Genomic DNA, 19,457 nt, shown 5'->3' with positions numbered 1-19,457 from the left:
CTGCATGCTCAGTTTTCTTATTATAACACAATGGTGAGCTTCATCCGGGTTCGTACAGCTGCGGATGAATGAACATGTCTAGCATATATAGAAAGTTTTTTTATGAATATCACTTTCGAATTCCAGATTTATATCGTATAATTAAAAGTATTAATAAGAAGGCCATGTTGCCCCGTATATAACGGAAGGCACAACCTCGGAGCTTTTGTTCCAGGGTTGTGCCTTCTTTTTGTTGTTTGGGGAAACTGTGCACAAACTACTTAATCAAAAGGAGTATACTTATGCTAAGAGAAGCCATCTATCATCGACCCAAGAACAATTGGTCCTATGCTTATGACTGCAAAACGGTTCACCTGCGTATTCGCACTAAAAAGGCGGACGTCTCGCAAGTATCCCTGATCCACGGAGATAAATATAACTGGCCGCAGGCTGGACCTCAAACGACTCCCATGAAGGTGTTCGCCCGAGATACTTTGTACGACTATTGGGAGGCAGCAGTCCAGCCATCTTTTCGAAGGCTCAAATATGGCTTCAAGCTGCAATCCTGTAACGAAACGCTATGGCTGAACGAACAAGGCTTTCATGAGTCCGAACCCGTGAACATCTATCTGTACTTTGAATTTCCTTTCCTAAATCCTACGGACGTATTTGAAACTCCCAGCTGGGTCAAGGATGCGGTATTCTATCAAATTTTCCCCGAGCGTTTCGCCAACGGAGACCCATCGCTTAATCCTGCCGACGTAGAACAATGGGGAGGAGTGCCCACGCCGCATAATTTCTTTGGAGGTGACCTGCAAGGCGTTATGGATCACTTGGATCATATCGAGAGGCTCGGAGTGAATGCCATTTACTTTAACCCCCTATTCGATGCTCCAACGAACCACAAATATGATACGAAAGACTATATGAAAGTCGACCCTCATTTCGGAACGAATGAGCTATTGAAAGAGCTCGTAGATCAATGCCATGCCCGCGGCATCCGAGTATTGCTTGACGCGGTATTCAATCACAGCGGCAAGCTGTTCCCCCCCTTCGTCGACGTCTTGGAAAAAGGGGCTGGATCTCGTTATGCAGACTGGTTCCACGTACGGGAATTCCCAATGGAGGTTCAGGACGGTATCCCAACTTACGATGCATTCGCCTTCGAGCCGCATATGCCTAAGCTAAACACAGAAAACAGCGAAGTACAGGAACATCTATTAGACGTCGCTAGATATTGGATTGAAGAGATCGGTGTGGATGGTTGGCGGCTGGACGTCGCGAATGAAGTCGACCACCGATTCTGGCGGAAATTTCGCGATGTCGTCAAGAAAGCAAATCCGGACGCCTACATCCTTGGGGAGATTTGGCATGATTCCCTTCCTTGGCTCGGCGGAGATCAGTTCGATGCCGTTATGAACTATCCATTCACGGAAGCCGTGCTCGATTATGCTGTACGAGGCACCCGGGATGGACGGGAGTTTGCGGATTTGGTCGGCACCTTAATGGCAGCGTATCCGCAGCAAGCGACAGAGGCAGCGTTCAATTTGTTGGGCAGTCATGACACTCCTAGGCTGCTAACGCTGTGCAAAGACGACAAACGGCGTATGATGCTTGCCACAGCCATACAGTTCACCTCTACGGGAACTCCTTGTATTTATTACGGCGATGAGGTCGGACTCAGCGGAGACCATGATCCAGGCTGCCGCAAATGTATGGAGTGGGATGAATCGAAGCAAGACCGTGAGCTGTTCCAATTCTTCGCAGACCTGGTGAAGCTGCGGAGAAGCCATCGCGCGCTGCGCGACGGAACCTACGAGGTTGTTCAAGCCGAGCAGGGAAGCAGCGTGTTGGCGTACGCTCGGGTGGCAGACAGCGAGAAATTCATAGTGGTTCTTAATGCAGGTAAACGAAAAGCATCAATAGTACTGCCCCATGAGAAGAACCTCAGCGCTAATATCGTGCTGGGCAACGGTGAGGCAAAGCCGAAAGGAAGCAAGCTGCAGTTATCGTTGCCTCCGCTCGGTTACGCCATTGTTCGAATCGGCTAATGGCAGCAACAAATAAAGCAGCAATCGGCTTGGGAAAAAGGTTCCTTCCGATTGCTGCATTATTTATATTTAACGGCGATGCTGCGGAAACTTGAATAATCGATTTCGTCATAGACAAATAACTTTTCCATATGCCATTATGACTTAAACGATTAAGTCGTGTTTAGGAGGAACTATTTCATGAAGAAAACAACCATGAAGGATATTGCAAAAGCGGCAAATGTCTCTGTTGCTACTGTCAGTTATGTCTTAAATAATGTGTCAAACCAAACGATCCCAGATGATACCAAATGCCGAATTATCGAAACTGCAAATAAATTAAATTATATCCCCGACCTGGCTGCAAGATCTCTTGTTAAACAAAAAACAGGACTGATCGGAATCTTAGTTAATCGAACGGAAAATGAAGGGTTTTGGAGAAGGCATTCTAATTTAGAATTAATCGATCAGCTAGAAAACTATTTTACAAATAAAGGATATCATGTCGTTCTTTCAAGTCTGGACGCCACAAATCCGAATATTAATATTATTGCGGAAAGAAAGCTGGATGGCGTTTTTCTGATTGATGTTAAAAATGAACAATTTCATCGTATTTCGAATCAATTCAAAGCAGGCGTTCCTTTAATCGTGATCGACAGCTTTATTGATGATCCGCTATTTTATAAAGTCGTTTATGATTATGAAGATGCCATAACCAAGGCAGTGAAAATCCATTCACAGGATTGCCACTTCGTTATTGAGGCCTTTAATAACCAAGAGACTATTGAGAAAATAAAAGTTTTTTCTGGTGTTGCAGATAACAGCATCCATGTCATGGAACATGAACAGGGACTTGTGCGATTTCTGAATCAACATCCGAACAAGTCAGTGATCGTAATAAATGAGTTAATCGGAGCGATCGTCTCTAAGTATGTAAATCCATCTCAATTAGTTGTCATTTGTACCGCGAATTGTCCAGCCATTCTTCCAGTGCAAACTACACGGATAGACTTCGGGGAGTTGAAGTCATCTGCGGCTTTTCATTTAATGATGCAGCTTCTGAGTGGTCAAAGAGATATACCGCACGATAAATATATTCGTGTAAAAGCAGAGTAACCTCTCTGCATTAATTTATACCAACTTAAACGATTAAGTTAATTCTTTAATACTTTGCAAGGAGGGATTGAAGTGATTGGATTGTCTAGAGACCAATCAAATAGTTTGGTTCTTGAAAACAAAGCTGGAAAAAAATCAGTTTTGCGGAACCGTTCCTTTCTATTTGTTTTATCAGGTTATTCCGTTTCTTTATTAGGAAATACCTTTCACAGCATGGCATTAAATCTGTGGATTATACAAACAACTGGAAGTGCCAAATTAATGTCTACGGTTCTGATAACACACTTGCTGATCAGTATGCTGTTTGGGTCATTTGCCGGCACTGTTGCTGACCGTATGGATCGGAGAACCTTAATGGTGATAGCGGATGTTTGTCGGTTTTTCTTGGTTTTGGGGATCGTTCTTTTGATGGTTATACCTAACACTCCATTTTATTTGATTATTCTTTTAACTGCTCTTATTGCTTTCACGAGTTTGTTTCATGCCCCCTCCTTCCAAGCTTCTCTGGTTGACATCGTTGGAAAAGAACAAGTTTATCAAGCTGTCGGGGTTCTGAATATCGCCGATAATATTGTCCGGATATCAGGTTTTGCGTTAGGAGGAATTGCTTTTGCAGCATTCGGAGGTGTTTTTGCGATTACAGTTGATGCGATAACATTCTTATTATCGGCTTGTCTGATCTACCTAGCAGGAAAATTTCCTAATCCCATTAAGAAAAGCGTGGAAAAAAAATCTTTTAGAGATGATTTCATCTCAGGTTTTCGATATTTATGGCATAATCCAATTGCAAAGTCTGCTGTACTTTTATCCCCAATGTTATTTCTTTTCTTCATATCGTCGTTAATGTTGATTCAAGTCATGGCGGTTCAGATTTGGCATGCGAATCCTTTGGAGTTTGGATTAATCGAATCCTGCATTCCTCTGGGGTATGTAATCGGGTCGGGAATAATCCTCTTATTAGGCAGCAAACTGAAAAGCAGGGGGAAATGGATCATCATGAGCATCATGATGATGGGTCCTGTTTATATCCTGCTCTCGCAAGTTCATTCCGCTGCACTTGCCCTGCCCTTTATTCTCATCATCGGATTTCTTTTCTCATTTAGCACACTCATTATTAATCTCTCGTTACGATTAGAAGTCAATTCAGAAATCCAGGGGAGAGTTTTCGGCACATTAGGCTCACTCACAAGTGTCGCTCCGCCAATTGGGTTAGCTGTCTCTTCTATTTTTTCCGATCTTTACGGACCGTCAATCGTTATCGTCTATTGCGGCTTCGGTATACTCTGCATGGGCGTGCTATCCTTTATATACCTGAAAAGTTTACGAAAATATGACTGAAGGCTGAACAAACCCGCCGGAGGTCATCTCCAGCGGGTTTGTATACTCGAACACGATGATCTGAAGGGGGTTCAGAATTATCGTTTATTTTGTTTTAAGGCTTTAATACGACAGTCGTATAAGGCGGAAGCACCAACACTTCTTTATTGAGCTTCGCGCCGGCTTTGGTTGATAGAGCCAATTGAGTATAAGCTATGGGTTGTGCTTTCGTTACTTGCAGCGTTAACGTCTGCTCTTGCCCCGATAAGTTGTGGAGAACGAGCAATTGCTCTTCTCCTGCAGTACGAGTATAGGAGGCAACGGATGAGTTTCCGTTCTCATATGAGCCAATAGTTCCGCCTCGGAGTGCGGGCTCCGAAGAACGCCACGAGATGAGCTTGCGATATAGGTTTAGTAACGAGTCAGGCAATTCCTCCAGCGTCTCCACGGAGGCGCTGCCGTCTCCTCTGTAGCGCGACGCGATCCAAGTGGTCTCTGTGGAGGTGCCGGGTTTCTTCGACCAAGGAAACGGCTCCCGGATGTGCTCGTCCGGTTTAGCGCCTTCCATTCCGAGCTCTTCGCCGTAGTAGACGAACGGGGTGCCCGGCATGGTCAACAACATCGCGGCTGCCATACGCGCATGATCTACGTTGCCTTGCAGCTTCGTCATGACTCTATCCTTGTCGTGATTCGTAAGGAAGTACGCATCCTTGAATTTGCCGTCAGACATATCAGCAAAATATTCATGCGCCCTCGACAAAGAAAAACCGATGTCTTGTGCCGTTTCCTGACTCGCGATGCTGAGCAGCCGATCCGCAAGATCGAAGTTAAATGCTGAATTCAGCGCGTTGTCCAGATAGGGACCGATAACCGCGGTAGAATCCCAAACTTCACCTACCAGGTAGGCGTCCGGTTTGACCTCATTGAGGCCTTGGCGAAACTCCTGCCACCAGACTTTGTTCTTGTCCTTGACCGCAGGGGTGTTAATAGTCGAGCCGAAGTCGCCATATATATGCTTGGCTGCGTCCAGCCGGAATCCGTCGACACCCTGGGTAAGCCAATATTTACCGATGGCTATTAGTTCCTTACGAACATTGGGATTATCGAAATTCAAATCCGGCATCCCTTCCCAGAACACGCCGAGATACCGATCATCGCCCCGAGCATGCCAAGGCGACGGTCCAACGGCGCCGTCCGCCGGCTTAGCGCCGCCTCGATCACTAGCCCAAACGTACCAGTCCCGGTACTCATTGCTAATGTCTTTCGCAGATTCCACAAACCAAGGATGCTCCGAGCTTGTGTGATTAACGACCAAGTCCATGATCACCCGAATATCCAACTTGTGGGCTTCGTCAAGCAAGCGTTTGAAATCTTCCAGCGTACCATAATCGGGATGGATGCTGTAATAATCGGTCACATCGTAACCATGATAGCTAGGGGATATTTGGATCGGCATCAGCCATATCCCGTCGACCCCAAGTGATTTCACATAGTCCAGCTTATCGGTAATTCCATTCAAGTCGCCAATGCCGTCTCCGTTCGAATCCGCGAAAGCCCGTACGAAGATTTCATAGAACGTATCCGACGGCCCTGCTTCCTTAAGTTCCGAGGGGGGAGCGGAACTGCAGGCCGACAGCAACAAGCACAAACTGATTAGTAAACCCAGAATAGGAGCAAATAATCGATTCATAGCTTTCCGACTCATCCTTTATTCGCTCCCGATGTGAGACCTTCAACGATAAACCGCTGTAGAAGCAAATAGATAACCGTTATCGGTACAGCTACCATTACGCAGCCTGCGGCAAACATCGTAAAGTTGGCTGTTCTGAAATTCGTTGCCAAATCCCAGAGCCCGACCGCAACCGTCCATTGATCTCTCGAGCGAAGAACGAGACGGGCCAAAATAAAGTCAATCCATGCTCCAACAAACGTCGTAACCGCCATATAAGTCAAAATCGGTTTGGCTAAAGGAAACATTAGTTTCCAGAATACGGTAAGGTGACTTGCTCCGTCGATGCGAGCGGACTCCTCTAGACTAACAGGAATCGTATCAAAGTACCCTTTCACAATGAAGGTTGCCCCAACCGGCGCACCGCATGAATAAATGATGATCAGAGCCAAATGCGTGTTCAATAAATCAAACTGATAGAGCAGCAAGAAGATTGAAATCAAAGCCATAAAATTAGGGAACATCCCCAAAACAAGCAAGGCGGTCAACGTTGTCTTACGTCCCTTAAACCTAAAACGAGACATGACATAAGCCACCATCGTTGTCGCCATCGTTCCGAAAACCATCGTATAAACCGCGATTTTAAACGTATTCCAATACCAACGGCCGAACATAAAGCTTGGATCGGTAAACAACGTCCTGTAATGCACGAGTGTATATGATTCTGGAAAGAAGTTGGGACTGTAGATCGAGCCGCCTGGACGGAATGAGGAAACGAGAATCCACGTCGTCGGATACAGAACCGAAATAGCAAGTATGACTAGCAGGACATAGCTGAAAAACAAACCAAAGCCCGATCTCGTTTTCCTCATTGCACCATGTCCTCCTCTTTGAACGATTTGGTCTGTAAATAACTATAGATAGAAATCGACGCAATAATGAAAAATATGATAATTCCAATGGCTGAAGCGAAATTATACTTAGCGTTGTCGAGCGTTAACTTATATAACCAAGTGACTAGAAGATCGGTTTTCCCGGCAAATTGATACTCCCCGGTTTTTGGATCTCCGCCTGTCAGAAGATAAATCGAGTTAAAATTGTTGATGTTCCCAGCAAATTGGGCAATCAGAACCGGTGCGGTAACAAATAATACGCGAGGCATCGTAATGCTTCTAAATTTCTGAAAGGGCGAAGCCCCATCGACATCGGCCGCTTCATACAAATCCTTCGGAATCGTCGAAAGAACGCCAAACATCATCATCATTGTAACGGGAATGCCGTACCATGAGTTGACAAGCACGACAGTGAAGCGAGCCCAGTGCGGATTCGTCAGCCAACCGATTTTCTCAATTCCAAGCATAGCTAGGTATTGGTTTACCGGACCGAATTCGCCATTAAACAAGTTGTTCATGATGAGTGCCGAGCATAACGCCGGGATCGCAAAAGGAACGATGAATAAGGTGCGCCAGAATTTTTTGAATTTGACGCGCGGCTGCTGCACCAGCATGGCAACAAGAAGTCCCCCGAAATAAGTGGTAATCGTCGCCAGAATTGCCCATTCGACTGTCCACAAAAGTACGTTCCAGAACGTATAGCTCCATGTTTTGAGGGTAAATAAATCGGTAAACGTCTTGAATCCGACCCAATCAACCAGCGCGCTTGGCGGAATAACATTCGGTCCCGAAAAATTCGTAAACGCGATTATAATTCCGAATATAATTGGCATGATGGTAAGGAACAGAATTCCGATCGCCGGAACTGCCAACATGGTATAAGGAAACGTCTTGTCGAACAGAGATCCGGCAGACTTAGAGAAAGATGCTGTTTTGACGCCGCTTTCCCTCAATATACCGTTGCGGTAAGCATCAAGAACAGCTTGCGCGTAAAACCAGACGAAAATCAGGAAAAAGATAACAATGATCAGTCCCTGTACAAGAAGCTGGATAGAGTGGTCGCCAGCCACCATTACGGTTAACTTTCCAACCTTTTGCATTCCTTGCTTCTGCTCGCCTAAAGTGACAATGCCCCAAACAGCCCTGGGCAGATTGTTTATGAAATACCATAAGCCAAGTGCATCAATGACTAGGAACACGAGACCTTTAATGAATTGGCGATTATAAAGTTGCCCCAAACCTGGAGCGATAAGCGACATTATGGAAGCCGTCAAGCTCATACGGCGCATCCTGTCACCACCCCTTTCATGCCCTAAATAATGGGATCACCCGCCGCATAAGCAAGCGGGCGGGTGACCTTATCGGTAATCGATTATTTAACTGCAGTATTCGCTTCTTTGATTTGTTTCACAGCGTTATCCAGCGCTGCTTTGGGATCTGTGCCTTTGTCCCAAATATCTGCCATTGCCGCTTGACCGGGACCCCAAACGTTGCCCATTTCCGGAATAGCCGGCATTGGATAGGAGTTATTAAACTGTTCAAGGATTCCCACGAGCAACGGATCGGCGGTTACGGCCGGATCAGCTGCTGCTTCTTTGTTCGCCGGCAGAGTGCCGATAGCCTTGAAATCGTTTAATTGGGTTTCTTTCGTCGTTGCAAAGCGAGCAAACAGTCTTCCTGCTTGCGGATATTTCGAGAATGCGCTGACCGCATAACCTTTGACTCCAGAGAAGGAAACGTTAGGTTTGCCATCGATTGACGGGAGCGGAGCGATGCCGAAGTTGACACCGGCTGTCTTGTAATCGGCAATCGTCCAAGGCCCGTTGATGTCCATGGCCAAGTTACCGCTCGTGAACGAGCCTTTCTTCACATCATACGTTGCATCGCCGGATTGCATAGGAAGAATTTCTTTCAGCGATTGATAAACTTTCGCACCGGCAACCGCACCATCGTTATTCAGACCAATGTCGTTCGGGTCGGAGCTGTTTGATCCGAAGACATAACCGCCCGGCGTAGCCAGGAAGGAGTAAGCAAAGTAGAAATTGCTGATTTCCCACATCAAAGCGTATTTTTTCTTTCCAACATCATTGAAAGTCTTCGCGAATTCTATTACTTCTTCGAAAGTTTTCGGTGGATTCGGAACCAGATCTTTGTTGTAGAACAAAGCGTAAGTTTCTACGGAACGCGGGTAACCGTATAGCTCGTCTTTAAATGTGAACGCTTTGACCGAAGCCTCGGAGTTCTCTTCCTTTGTTACATCTGCGAAGTAGTCGTTCGGGAGCAGCAAACCAGCCGCTACCGCTTTACCAAGGTTATCGTGCGGGAAAACCACGACGTCGGCACCTACGCCCGCAGGACCATCATTGATTAGCTTGTTGATTTGATCTCCGCCGCCAACTTCTTCGATTTTCACGGGAACGCCGTATTTTTCCGTAAAGGCTTTAGCGATCGTTTCCATATGAGCGCGGTGTTCTTTTGATTCCCATACGATCAGGGATGCGCCGTCTTCCGCTTTAAGCTCCTCCTCCGCTGAAGCTTCTTCGGAAGGAGCTGCGCTTTCAGATGCAGCTGGAGCGCTTGCGCTAGGAGATGCAGTGTTGTTGTTTGCATTACCGCCGCATGCCGCTAGGAAGAATACCATCGATAACACCAGAGACATGATCAACCATTTCGTTTTGTTCATAAACTTGAGAACCCCTCTCTGAATCCATAATATTGGTGCTTACCTTCTAAATCTGGCCAATTTCAAAGATTCTCGATTACAGCTTCTTTTGTGCAAACGTTTGTCCATGTTGGCATAAATGTAGCTATTTTTCGAATAATCAACGCTGAAACGACTCTAGATTGAGAATGTAAGCGCTTTTGAATATACCTTTATCATATATATTTTCGAGAATAAGTAAATCGTTTGCACAGATTGAATTCTGGCATTTTCATCATATAAACATATTAATACTCTGAATATCTTTCATTATCACAATAAAACAAAACTTGTGATTCTATGCCACGTGTGGCACAATAATCGCATGATACATTTATTTCTATATATAGACCAATTGAAGTGTAAAGGACGTAATATCAATGTCGGTAACCATAAAAGACGTAGCCAAGAAGGCTGGAGTGTCTCCCTCAACCGTATCTAGGGTTATTGCGGAGCATCCTAGAATCAGCGCGGAAACAAGCAAGAGAGTAAAGGAAATCATGGAAGAGCTCGGCTATCATCCTAATATGATGGCAAAAAGCCTCGTTTCCAAAACGACTCGTACAATCGGCGTCATATTACCAAGACCTGCCGAGGAATTGCTGCTTAACTTCTTCTTCTACGAGCTGATGCGAGGTGTGCTCGCTCAACTAACGAGGGCAGGTTACGACCTGTTAATGGCTGGGGGCAGTAATGAACGAGAAGAGCTCGATACGGTCACACGGCTTGTGCGGGGTGGACGAATCGATGGCTTACTGCTCTTGTACTCCCGATCCTCGGATCCGGTTATCTCATTTCTTCATGAAGAGAAAGTTCCCTTCGTTCTAATCGGACGCAGTCTTGACTACGAGAATATCAATTCTGTCGATAACGATAATATACAAGCGGCTTATGATGCGACCAATCATCTCATAGCCCAAGGCCAGAAACGTATAGGCTTCGTAAGCGGACCAGCGAGACTGGCGATGACTCAGGATCGAATGACCGGATATACCAAAGCGCTGTCGGAGGCCGGACTTCCGTTCAGAAACGGTTGGGTCGTTGAAGGTGAGTTTCTGCTCGAAAGCGGGTATCGGGCGATGGCGTCCATCATGTCGCAGCCCGAGCCGCCGACAGCTCTTGTCGTTATCGACGATGTCGTCGCTTTCGGAGTATTGAAGGGCCTTGCTGAGCTTGGCTATCGAATTCCGCAGGATGTCGCGATCGTGAGCTTTAACAATATCGCCTTATCAGAGTTAACAATGCCCCCGATTACCAGTGTTGATATCGGAACTTATCAGCTCGGATATACAGCCTCCCAAATGGTATTGCGAATGATTCAACAAGAGGCCATACTCTCTCGCCAAATCATCCCGCATCGCCTTGTCGTCAGGGAATCTTCACTACGTACGGTAACGCTTATTTAATCCATATTTTATATATCCCAGGGGCTGTTCCATAAGAGTTTTATGGTCAGTCCTTTCTTTATGCCTGCTTTTACTGCCGGTATCACGATCTACTTTAAACCGCCGATAAAGTGCTTTATACTTACATCTATAGGCTTCGACAAATAACAACTTTACCTATCGGAAAACCCCGCGGAGGCGAACTTATGAGCCAATATCATCCATTAACAGATCCAGATGCTATACAGATTGCACGTTCCATACCCCATTTTTTCGAGGCAGAAGGCGAGCTGGTCAGCCGCGAAATCGGTGACGGTAATTTAAATCTTGTCTTCCATGTCAGTCAACCAGGTTCAGGCCGCAGTCTGATCGTTAAGCAAGCACTCCCCTATGCTAAGGTCGTGGGAGAGTCCTGGCCGCTTACATTAGACCGTGCCCGTATTGAAAGTGAAGCCTTGCGGATAGAAGATCAGTTTGCTCCAGGACTCGTTCCCAAAATTTATCATACGGACAATGTGCTTGCTCTGACGATTATGGAGGACCTAAGCAACCACGTTATTATGCGTCAAGGGCTTATGGATGGCGGAGTTTACCCGAAATTTGCTGAGGATATCTCTGAATTTCTAGCAAAAACCTTGTTCTTCACCTCCGATTTGGGAATGAATCAACAAGAAAAGAAGCTGCTTACTCTATCCTTCGTCAATCCAGAGTTATGTAAAATCACAGAGGATTTAATCTTTGATCACCCCTATACCGACGCAGACACGAACAGCTTTGACCCGCATCTGCAAGCAGAAGCCTCGATACTTTGGTCCGATTCCGCTCTTCATTTGGAAGTAGCGATATTAAGAGAGAAATTCCTGACTCACTCTCAAGCTCTGCTGCATGGCGATCTCCATACCGGCAGTATTTTCATTACCCCTCAATCGACCAAGGTTATCGATCCTGAATTCGCTTATTTCGGACCAATGGGTTTTGATATCGGTGCAATCATAGCAAATCTGCTGCTGAACTACGCGGCTCAAGAGCATTGGTCTGCTGAAGAGACTGCTCGTATAGGGCGTAGAGAATATCTGATAGAAACCATTCGCGATATTTGGGTATCCTTTGAACGGAAATTCCGCACGTTGTGGAATGAGCATGGAACAGATCGAATCGCAAAGACACCTGGCTATCAGGATCATTACATGCATAGACTGCTTCAGGACACGATTGGATTTGCAGGCTGTAAGATGGTACGCAGAGTTATCGGACTCTCACACGTCGCTGATATCGACCGTATTCCCGATCCAATCGTACGGGAGAGAGCGCAAAAAAAGGCACTTTCGATCGGTAAAAGCTTGATTGTGCTTAACCGCCAAGCACAATCAATTGAGGAACTAATCGCTATAGCCAACTCCGTCTCCAAAGCATAATGGAGAATGAATGAGTGAGAGGAGAAAGATTATGGATGAGCGGCAACAATTAGAGAAATCGGAAGTTTTACAATCCTTGCGTTGGATAGATCATACTTTATCATTGCTTGATCAACGGCTGTTGCCGGAGGAAACGGTATACTTGCCCCTAACGACACCCCAAGAGGTTTGGGAAGCTATTCGTGAGCTTAAGGTTAGAGGAGCACCCGCCATTGGAATTGCGGCAGCATATGGTGTCGTACTGGGAGTTATTCATTTCAAAGGTACCTCTCAGGAAATACTTGATATGGTTAACCGCAATGCAGAGTATTTGGCAACATCCAGGCCTACTGCAGTTAATCTATTCTGGGCGCTTGATCGAATGAAGGCTCGTGCACAAGCTTTAGTGCAATCTGGTATTCCCGTTGAACATCTCATTCAAGCTTTGTTAGAAGAAGCTAAACTCATTCAAGCCGAAGACGAAGCAACGAATCGTGCGATTGGAGAGCATGCGCTCACATTGTTCTCGGATGGAATGGGTGTATTGACCCACTGTAACGCCGGAGGACTAGCAACAGCGAAGTATGGAACTGCGCTTGCACCATTCTACTTGGCACTCGAGCAAGGCATTCATCTTAAAGTGTTCGCTGATGAAACGCGTCCGGTCCTCCAAGGAGCACGATTGACCGCGTTTGAGCTTCAGCAAGCGGGTGTGGATGTTACGTTAATCTGTGACAACATGGCTGGTCACGTCATGTCCAAAGGCTGGATCCAAGCCGTTATTGTTGGAACAGACCGCGTGGCTGCCAATGGCGATGTGGCTAACAAGATTGGAACTTACAGCGTAGCCGTACTTGCAAAAGCACATAATATTCCTTTCTATGTGGCCTGTCCTCTCTCAACCATTGACTTGTCGACGCCTGCAGGCGCCGACATTCCAATCGAAGAAAGACATCCTGATGAAGTGTCTCACGGCTTTGGCAAACGGACTGCTCCCGAAGGAGTGGCGGTTTACAACCCCGCTTTCGACATTACTCCAAATGAATTCGTCACTGCGATCATTACGGAGAAAGGCATCATTAAGGCGCCTTATGATCAAGCTCTTAGAAATTTGTTTGAATCCTAGAAAAGCGTGAATGCTTAAGAAGCAGACTTGGCCATTAATCGAATCGCTTCTTCTCCGCTCATTCCAACAGTAATTCCCAAACCCAATGCGGAATCGGTGACGGACTCCATTGGCGCGTCAAGCAGCTGCTGAAGAGTTCGTACTCCGACCGCTCGTCCGGCAATGATCTCACGGTCTTTTAGCTTTTCGTTAAGCAATTGAACATCCAACGCGCCGCACATAATGTATCCATTACCGGCTGTAATTGCTAGAAGCGTTGTTTTCGGCAAAAGCACTTCGACACCAATGGCTGTCCATTCACCAATTTGAAGCGGAATAACCTTTACCATGCCTACCACCTCCCTGCTGCCTTCCCTTCGGCATAGGTTCATGCTTTATACAATATGCGACAATTGATTCACTTTTCAGGGCATATTACCTGCCAATACTATATTGGGCATTATAAACATGCTATATTAGGTAATAAGACTTAGTTTTTGTCGTACTGCCCTCTTATGAAAGGTGGCCAATAATGAAAAGACCTACAACTTTAGAAGGCTCCTATCTATTCCAAGTGGAAATCAGTATTTCCGCTACTAACAAGGGAGCAGCTCTGGAACATCTCCTCCGAGTGCTAAACAGCGGGGAGTTCGTTGATTATCGAATCGGATCGGGAATACAAAAGGAAACCATTAGTATCAAAGCACCCTCTCAGCTGGAAGCTTTAAATAATCAGATTGAGCAATATATTCAGAGCAACAAGCTTCTGCGATTAAATGTGAACAAAGGCCTTGGCGTGAAGATGGATATCCCCTGCCGAATTATTAATTTTGATGCTGACAAGCAGCTGATTACGGTTTATCATGTAGATGAGAAACAAGTATATAGCTTCGAATTAAACGAGATTGACGATTTCTTGGATTAGCAAAGAAACGCCGTAACCCTTTAGGTTACGGCGTTTTTCATGAAATCGGAATTGCTGAGCGATTTAACTTCTCTTGCAGCAACTGATGAATGCCGGCGCTTGGGAGAGGAGGGCTTCCGAAGTACCCTTGCATCTCATCACAATGATGTGATCTTAAGAAGTGTACCTGCTCTTCCGTTTCTACTCCCTCAGCAATAACCTGAAGCTGCAAATTATGAGCCATAGCGATAATAGCAGCGACGATCGCCGCATCATTCGGATCCTGTTGAACGTCTCTAACGAAAGAACGATCAATCTTAAGCCTAGCGATCGGGAGATTTTTCAGATAATGAAAGGAGCTGTAACCGGTTCCGAAATCATCGAGGCTAATAGTAACACCCTTATCCGTCAGTTCCTTCAAACAATCTGACGCACGCTGGACATCCATGGTCATGCTTTCGGTTATTTCGAGCTCCAAGTACTTGGAATCTAAGCCGGTCTGTTGCAATATTTCTTCGACTTTACCCGTTAAATTTCGTTGTAAAAACTGCCTAAAGGACAGATTAACGGAGACTGGAATGAACGGCATTCCCTCATCTTGCCAAGCCTTGTTCTGTCGGCAGGCTTCCTCGATAACCCAATCTCCAATCTGTACGATAATCCCGCTCTCTTCGGCCGCAGATATGAATTCACATGGAGGCACTAATCCCCGCTCTGGATGCATCCAACGAATTAGCGCTTCTGTTCCAACGATTTGACCGGTTGCCAAGTCATATTGGGGCTGATAATAAAGTAGAAATTCATTATTCATGAGCGCACGCCGCATCTCATGCTGAATCGTCAGCTTTTGCAGGGCAACATGTTCCATATCCGAGGAATGAAGCAGGAAATCGTTCTTCCCGTTCTCTTTTACTCGATGAAGCGCTGTATCCGCTCTCTTCAGTAGAGTACTTGCATCTTCATTTGCTATACCGCATACCGCAATACCTATACTTGCTGTTATGTGAATGGGTACACCTTTAAGTTCGAATGGTTCTTCTAATACAGACATCATCTGTGAAACACGTTTAGAAATATCCTCATCGCCTTGCAAATGATTGAGGCAAGCGGCGAACTCGTCACCCTCCATATGGGCAAGATCTCCTGCCTCAGGGAAGCATCGTGTTAACCGTTCTGCAATTTGGAGAAGCAGCATGTCGCCGAAGTCTCTTCCAAAGGATGAGTTAACCAATTTAAATCGATCCACATCCAAGTAGCATACCGCAAGCGATATACCGTTAGCCATGGCAGCCTTCAGCTTATGCTCCAAACGATTCGTGAAAAACCTGCGGTTTGGAAGCCCTGTCAAATCATCGTAATAAGCCATGTGTCGAATACGTTCTAGTGTACGTTTGTGATCGCTAATATCTTGAATGAATACAAGAATACCGATAATCTTGTCCCTTCTGATTAGCGGTGAGGTATGAATATTCAAATCTAACGGATGACCTTGCTTATGTATAATTCTAATTTCCTGCGTGCACTTATCCCCTTTAAGCGTTCGATGGAACATCTGAAGGGTGACATCATGGGAGCCGTCATCTACCAAAGTAGAGAATGGTTGACCAGCCATCTCTGCCTTAGTGTAGCCGAATAATTCCGTGGGGTCGCTGTTGATGTCAAGAAATCGCCCTTGTCGATCAATTAAGGCAAATGCAATCGGACTATTATTGTATAATGAATCTAATAATTCCAGTTGATAGGACGGAGCAGATGATGAAATACGGGAACGTCTTCGGGCGAACCACCACCCCAATGACGATGCGCTTGCGGTCAAAACTACACCAGACGCAATCCATGCAGGCCAAAGCTCACTAACGGACCATCCGATCACCAGGCGACGTCCTTCCTCCACTATGGGAACTATGACTAAAGTAATATTCTCTATTATTATAAATCAATCTACATTTTTGTATAGTATTTTCCATCTTTCGAATGGACCTCACCCCTTATTAGCGGGCCGCGCTGCAAGAGCCATGCAAATCCAACCTGCGATAAAAGCAACACCGCCTAGAGGAGTAATCGCTCCAAGCTTCTCCACGCCGCTGAGCGCCAAAACATACAGGCTCCCGGAAAATAGGACGATACCGATCAAATGAAGTCTCGCAGCCCAGATTGCCAGCTTCTGAGAGGATAGCCGTTCCATCAGTAAAGCAATTAATAATATCCCTACGGCATGAAACATGTGATATTGAACAGCAGTATCGTAAACCTCCAGCGCATGGATAGTTAAGCGATCTTCCAGCAAATGTGCACCAAAGGCACCTAGAATTACCGATAACATAGCGGTAAGTGCTCCAATTTTTGTATACTTATTCATAGCAGGTGAATCCTCCTTAGTTTGCATCTGTTGCTCACTGTAAGTATCATAACGTTTATGAGGTGAAATGTCATGAATGAACACGAGGAACAAATGGAATCCAAGCACCCCTTTACCCCCGTTTTCAGCCCGGTAGACGCACCATTAAAGCATAGTGGATTAGGAATTGCATCTTTTGTCATGGCCGTAGTAAGTATTATTTCGGTTGTAGGTATCACCATTGCCATCATTGTATGGGTAAGCAACACCATTGATTTCACAACCTTTCTGGATGCTAGCGGGAAACCAACGATGACAGAAGAGGAGCTTATAAGTACAATAACGCCCATTCTCGGTTACCTCGTCTTATTCCCTCTCATTTTTGTCGTCATCGCCGTTGGGCTGATATTGGGTATTGTCGGCCTAGTACGCCAAGGGTACAAAAAGGTGTTCGCCATCATTGGAACTGTTCTAAACGGCCTGTGTTTACTGTCGGTATTTCTTATGATGATGATTGGATTTATGCTTTAAGAAAGTTGGTCCATGGTATATTGAATGTAAAAAGAAATCGCTCTTTGGTTGATGGTAGGTGGTACTTCCATTTTACCAAAAAAAGCGGTTTCTTTTTGTTGTTTTATGGGCTATTTTAGTCGAAATCGAAGATGAAAAGGGGGCAGTATCTCCTGTAGGAGCGTAGCGTTTGCTTTTTGAGATAAGTGAAATCTCCGAATAGGAGTCGTTCCAAATTTCGCTTATCTCACTTGCAACCGGAAGGAGATACTGCCCCGCAAAAATCATAAAGTCGATTTAAACATATAAGGCTGCCCATAACTACTTATGGGACAGCCCCTGCCGATTGAGCTTATTTGACCGCACCCGCCGTAATTCCGCTTGCAATTCGCCTTTGGAAGAAAATATACATAACCAATACGGGGACAATCGTAATGAGCAGCGCTGCGAACAATGGGCCCCATTCCGTTCGGTATTGCATCTCGGCTTGCATAATGCCGATCTCGACGGGAAGCGTATATTGCTCCGGGTCGTTGACCAGTATCGTTCCCACGATATATTCGTTCCATATATTCAGGACGTTAATAATAGCGATCGTAATCAGCCCTGGTTGGGACAAAGGAAGCATGACCCGGAAGAACGTTCCGTAATAAGAGGCTCCATCCATAATGGCCGCTTCCTCTAATTCCTTCGGCAATGATCTGAAAAATCCTACAAGCACAAAAATTCCGAAAGCAAGCACGCTCGACGTATATACGAGAATCAAGCCGATTTTAGTGTTAATGAGCCCCATCGTGTTCATAAGGAAGAACAAAGGGATTAGCGCAAGAACAAACGGCACCATCATAGAAGAGATGTAGAGCAGGAATATCGCATTGCTTCCTCTAAATTTATATCTGGCCAGGACGTATGCAGTCGTAGCGGAAAATAACAGCCCAAGACCCGTGGAACCGACTGTAACGATGATCGAATTCATGAAGTAGGTGCTGAAATTATACTTGCTCCATACGTAAGAGAAATTAGACCAGAATAAGGGCATTTCCGGCAAAGCCCATGGCATGTTAAGGAAAAATTGTTTATTGTCCTTCAATGAATCGAGCAAAGTCCAGAGCAGCGGATAAAGAACGGATACGCTCCAAATGATAAGAATAGTATAGAAGAATAGTTTTACGACCGGGTTTTTTATCGATGTAGTCATTTTGATCGTCCTCCTTAGCTCATCTCGACGGTTTCATGACGCATTAGCCGTTGAAGCGCTATTGTCGTAATGAGAGACAAGATCAGGATCATAAAGCCAATTGAAGCGCCGTAACCGAAATGATATTGTCTAAACGCCATTTGGTATAAATAAGAACCCATAACCTGAGTGCTGTTGTCCGGACCGCCCTCAGTCATAATCCAAACAATGACAAAGGAGCCATTCAGCGTAGTCATCATAATGTTCAATACAGATACCTTCATCTGCTCCCAAACCAGCGGGATCGTGATGCTGCGGAATTGTCTCCACTGGCCCGCTCCTTCCATATTCGCTGCTTCATAATAGGACGCGGGAATGCTTTGAATAGCCGCGATTAACAGGATCATATAAAATCCGATTCCCGCCCAGATTGAGGGAGGAAGCAGCATCCAAATTGTATGATGGGGGAAACCAAGCCAAGCGATATCCACCTTCTCGCTCGTGAACAACGACAAGAAAGCGTTAAGGAAACCAATTTGCGGGTTATATATGAAATTCCACAATACGCCGATAACGACGACGGAGATTACATTCGGAATGAAGAAAATCGACCGGAAAAACCCGGCGGCTTTGAATCCGAAACGTGTAAGTGCCACGGCGAAAAAGGTGGCGAGAGCCATAATGCCGATCACTTTGCCCGCAACGAGAAAGTAGTCATTGCCGATCGCTCTCCAAATAATCGGGTCATGGAACATTTCCTTGAAATTATCGAAGCCGATAAATGTTTTGTTATTCGACATACCGGACCAATCGAAAAAGGAATAATATAATCCCTGTATAACCGGGTAAATCGTAAATACGCTAAAGAACGCAAGGGTAGGAAGGATGAATGATGCGATAAATACGTTGCGCTGCCACTTTGCTGTCCCTGAGTTCATG

The 19,457-nt window shown here is 45.5% G+C and carries 17 protein-coding genes; 8 read left to right on the top strand and 9 right to left on the bottom strand.

Annotated features, from left to right (window positions below; genetic code table 11):
• Window positions 1–281: 281 nt before the first annotated feature.
• The 3 genes from ACESLK_RS03115 to ACESLK_RS03105 all read left to right on the top strand — a co-directional run bounded on the left by ACESLK_RS03115 (window position 282) and on the right by ACESLK_RS03105 (window position 4,463).
• Complete coding sequence (locus tag ACESLK_RS03115; protein ID WP_372662038.1) at window positions 282–2,030, top strand: alpha-glycosidase; 1,749 nt, start codon at window positions 282–284, stop codon at window positions 2,028–2,030.
• 180 nt (window positions 2,031–2,210) lie between these two features.
• Window positions 2,211–3,125 carry a LacI family DNA-binding transcriptional regulator gene (locus ACESLK_RS03110; RefSeq protein ID WP_372662035.1) on the top strand — a complete coding sequence of 305 codons (915 nt, stop codon included), beginning with the start codon at window positions 2,211–2,213 and terminating at the stop codon, window positions 3,123–3,125.
• Between the two features lie 72 nt (window positions 3,126–3,197).
• The gene (locus tag ACESLK_RS03105) at window positions 3,198–4,463 is read left to right on the top strand and encodes an MFS transporter (RefSeq protein ID WP_372662032.1); all 1,266 of its coding nucleotides are present in this window, start codon (window positions 3,198–3,200) and stop codon (window positions 4,461–4,463) included.
• Between the two features lie 94 nt (window positions 4,464–4,557).
• Here ACESLK_RS03105 and ACESLK_RS03100 read toward each other — a convergent pair whose 3' ends face one another.
• The 4 genes from ACESLK_RS03100 to ACESLK_RS03085 all read right to left on the bottom strand — a co-directional run bounded on the left by ACESLK_RS03100 (window position 4,558) and on the right by ACESLK_RS03085 (window position 9,687).
• Window positions 4,558–6,147 (bottom strand): alpha-amylase family glycosyl hydrolase, encoded by a 1,590-nt coding sequence (locus ACESLK_RS03100; protein ID WP_372662029.1) that lies wholly within the window; start codon window positions 6,145–6,147, stop codon window positions 4,558–4,560.
• Window positions 6,144–6,983 (bottom strand): sugar ABC transporter permease, encoded by an 840-nt coding sequence (locus ACESLK_RS03095; RefSeq protein ID WP_372662026.1) that lies wholly within the window; start codon window positions 6,981–6,983, stop codon window positions 6,144–6,146. Before ACESLK_RS03095 ends, ACESLK_RS03100 begins: the two co-directional genes overlap by 4 nt.
• Window positions 6,980–8,293, bottom strand: coding sequence for a carbohydrate ABC transporter permease (locus ACESLK_RS03090; RefSeq protein WP_372662024.1), 1,314 nt, complete (start codon window positions 8,291–8,293; stop codon window positions 6,980–6,982). The genes ACESLK_RS03095 and ACESLK_RS03090 overlap by 4 nt, the downstream gene beginning before the upstream one ends.
• A gap of 83 nt (window positions 8,294–8,376) precedes the next feature.
• Entirely contained in the window at window positions 8,377–9,687 is a 1,311-nt protein-coding gene (locus ACESLK_RS03085) for a sugar ABC transporter substrate-binding protein (RefSeq protein ID WP_372662021.1), read from the bottom strand.
• 398 nt (window positions 9,688–10,085) lie between these two features.
• Here ACESLK_RS03085 and ACESLK_RS03080 point away from each other — a divergent pair, with 398 nt between their 5' ends.
• The 3 genes from ACESLK_RS03080 (at window position 10,086) to mtnA (ending at window position 13,610) form a co-directional block, all read left to right on the top strand.
• Entirely contained in the window at window positions 10,086–11,111 is a 1,026-nt protein-coding gene (locus ACESLK_RS03080) for a LacI family DNA-binding transcriptional regulator (RefSeq protein ID WP_372662018.1), read from the top strand.
• Between the two features lie 185 nt (window positions 11,112–11,296).
• Window positions 11,297–12,505 carry an S-methyl-5-thioribose kinase gene (gene mtnK, locus ACESLK_RS03075; RefSeq protein ID WP_372662015.1) on the top strand — a complete coding sequence of 403 codons (1,209 nt, stop codon included), beginning with the start codon at window positions 11,297–11,299 and terminating at the stop codon, window positions 12,503–12,505.
• Window positions 12,506–12,536: 31 nt separating this feature from the next.
• Window positions 12,537–13,610 (top strand): S-methyl-5-thioribose-1-phosphate isomerase, encoded by a 1,074-nt coding sequence (mtnA, locus tag ACESLK_RS03070; protein WP_372662012.1) that lies wholly within the window; start codon window positions 12,537–12,539, stop codon window positions 13,608–13,610.
• Between the two features lie 14 nt (window positions 13,611–13,624).
• Here mtnA and ACESLK_RS03065 read toward each other — a convergent pair whose 3' ends face one another.
• On the bottom strand, window positions 13,625–13,939 hold the full coding sequence (locus ACESLK_RS03065; RefSeq protein ID WP_372662009.1) for a YunC family protein: 315 nt from the start codon (window positions 13,937–13,939) through the stop codon (window positions 13,625–13,627).
• Window positions 13,940–14,121: 182 nt separating this feature from the next.
• Here ACESLK_RS03065 and ACESLK_RS03060 point away from each other — a divergent pair, with 182 nt between their 5' ends.
• Entirely contained in the window at window positions 14,122–14,514 is a 393-nt protein-coding gene (locus ACESLK_RS03060) for a hypothetical protein (RefSeq protein WP_372662007.1), read from the top strand.
• A gap of 37 nt (window positions 14,515–14,551) precedes the next feature.
• Here the strand turns inward: ACESLK_RS03060 and ACESLK_RS03055 are convergent, their stop codons facing one another.
• Window positions 14,552–16,366 carry a putative bifunctional diguanylate cyclase/phosphodiesterase gene (locus ACESLK_RS03055; protein WP_372662004.1) on the bottom strand — a complete coding sequence of 605 codons (1,815 nt, stop codon included), beginning with the start codon at window positions 16,364–16,366 and terminating at the stop codon, window positions 14,552–14,554.
• Window positions 16,367–16,474: 108 nt separating this feature from the next.
• The gene (locus tag ACESLK_RS03050) at window positions 16,475–16,852 is read right to left on the bottom strand and encodes a DUF423 domain-containing protein (protein ID WP_372662001.1); all 378 of its coding nucleotides are present in this window, start codon (window positions 16,850–16,852) and stop codon (window positions 16,475–16,477) included.
• Between the two features lie 72 nt (window positions 16,853–16,924).
• On the opposite strand from ACESLK_RS03050, the gene ACESLK_RS03045 reads away from it, so the two are divergent.
• On the top strand, window positions 16,925–17,362 hold the full coding sequence (locus tag ACESLK_RS03045) for a hypothetical protein (RefSeq protein WP_372661998.1): 438 nt from the start codon (window positions 16,925–16,927) through the stop codon (window positions 17,360–17,362).
• A gap of 331 nt (window positions 17,363–17,693) precedes the next feature.
• On the opposite strand, the gene ACESLK_RS03040 is transcribed toward ACESLK_RS03045, so the two are convergent.
• Both ACESLK_RS03040 and ACESLK_RS03035 read right to left on the bottom strand, forming a co-directional pair.
• Window positions 17,694–18,539 carry a carbohydrate ABC transporter permease gene (locus ACESLK_RS03040; protein WP_372661995.1) on the bottom strand — a complete coding sequence of 282 codons (846 nt, stop codon included), beginning with the start codon at window positions 18,537–18,539 and terminating at the stop codon, window positions 17,694–17,696.
• Window positions 18,540–18,553: 14 nt separating this feature from the next.
• Window positions 18,554–19,456, bottom strand: a complete 903-nt coding sequence (locus ACESLK_RS03035) for a carbohydrate ABC transporter permease (RefSeq protein ID WP_372662158.1) — start codon at window positions 19,454–19,456, stop codon at window positions 18,554–18,556.
• Window position 19,457: the final 1 nt, after the last annotated feature.

Source organism: Cohnella sp., from assembly GCF_041640265.1.
In the GTDB taxonomy this organism is placed as follows: Bacteria; Bacillota; Bacilli; order Paenibacillales; family Paenibacillaceae; genus Cohnella.
The sequence above is the reverse complement of the archived record's forward strand: the minus strand, read 5'-3'. Positions and strand labels throughout refer to the sequence as shown.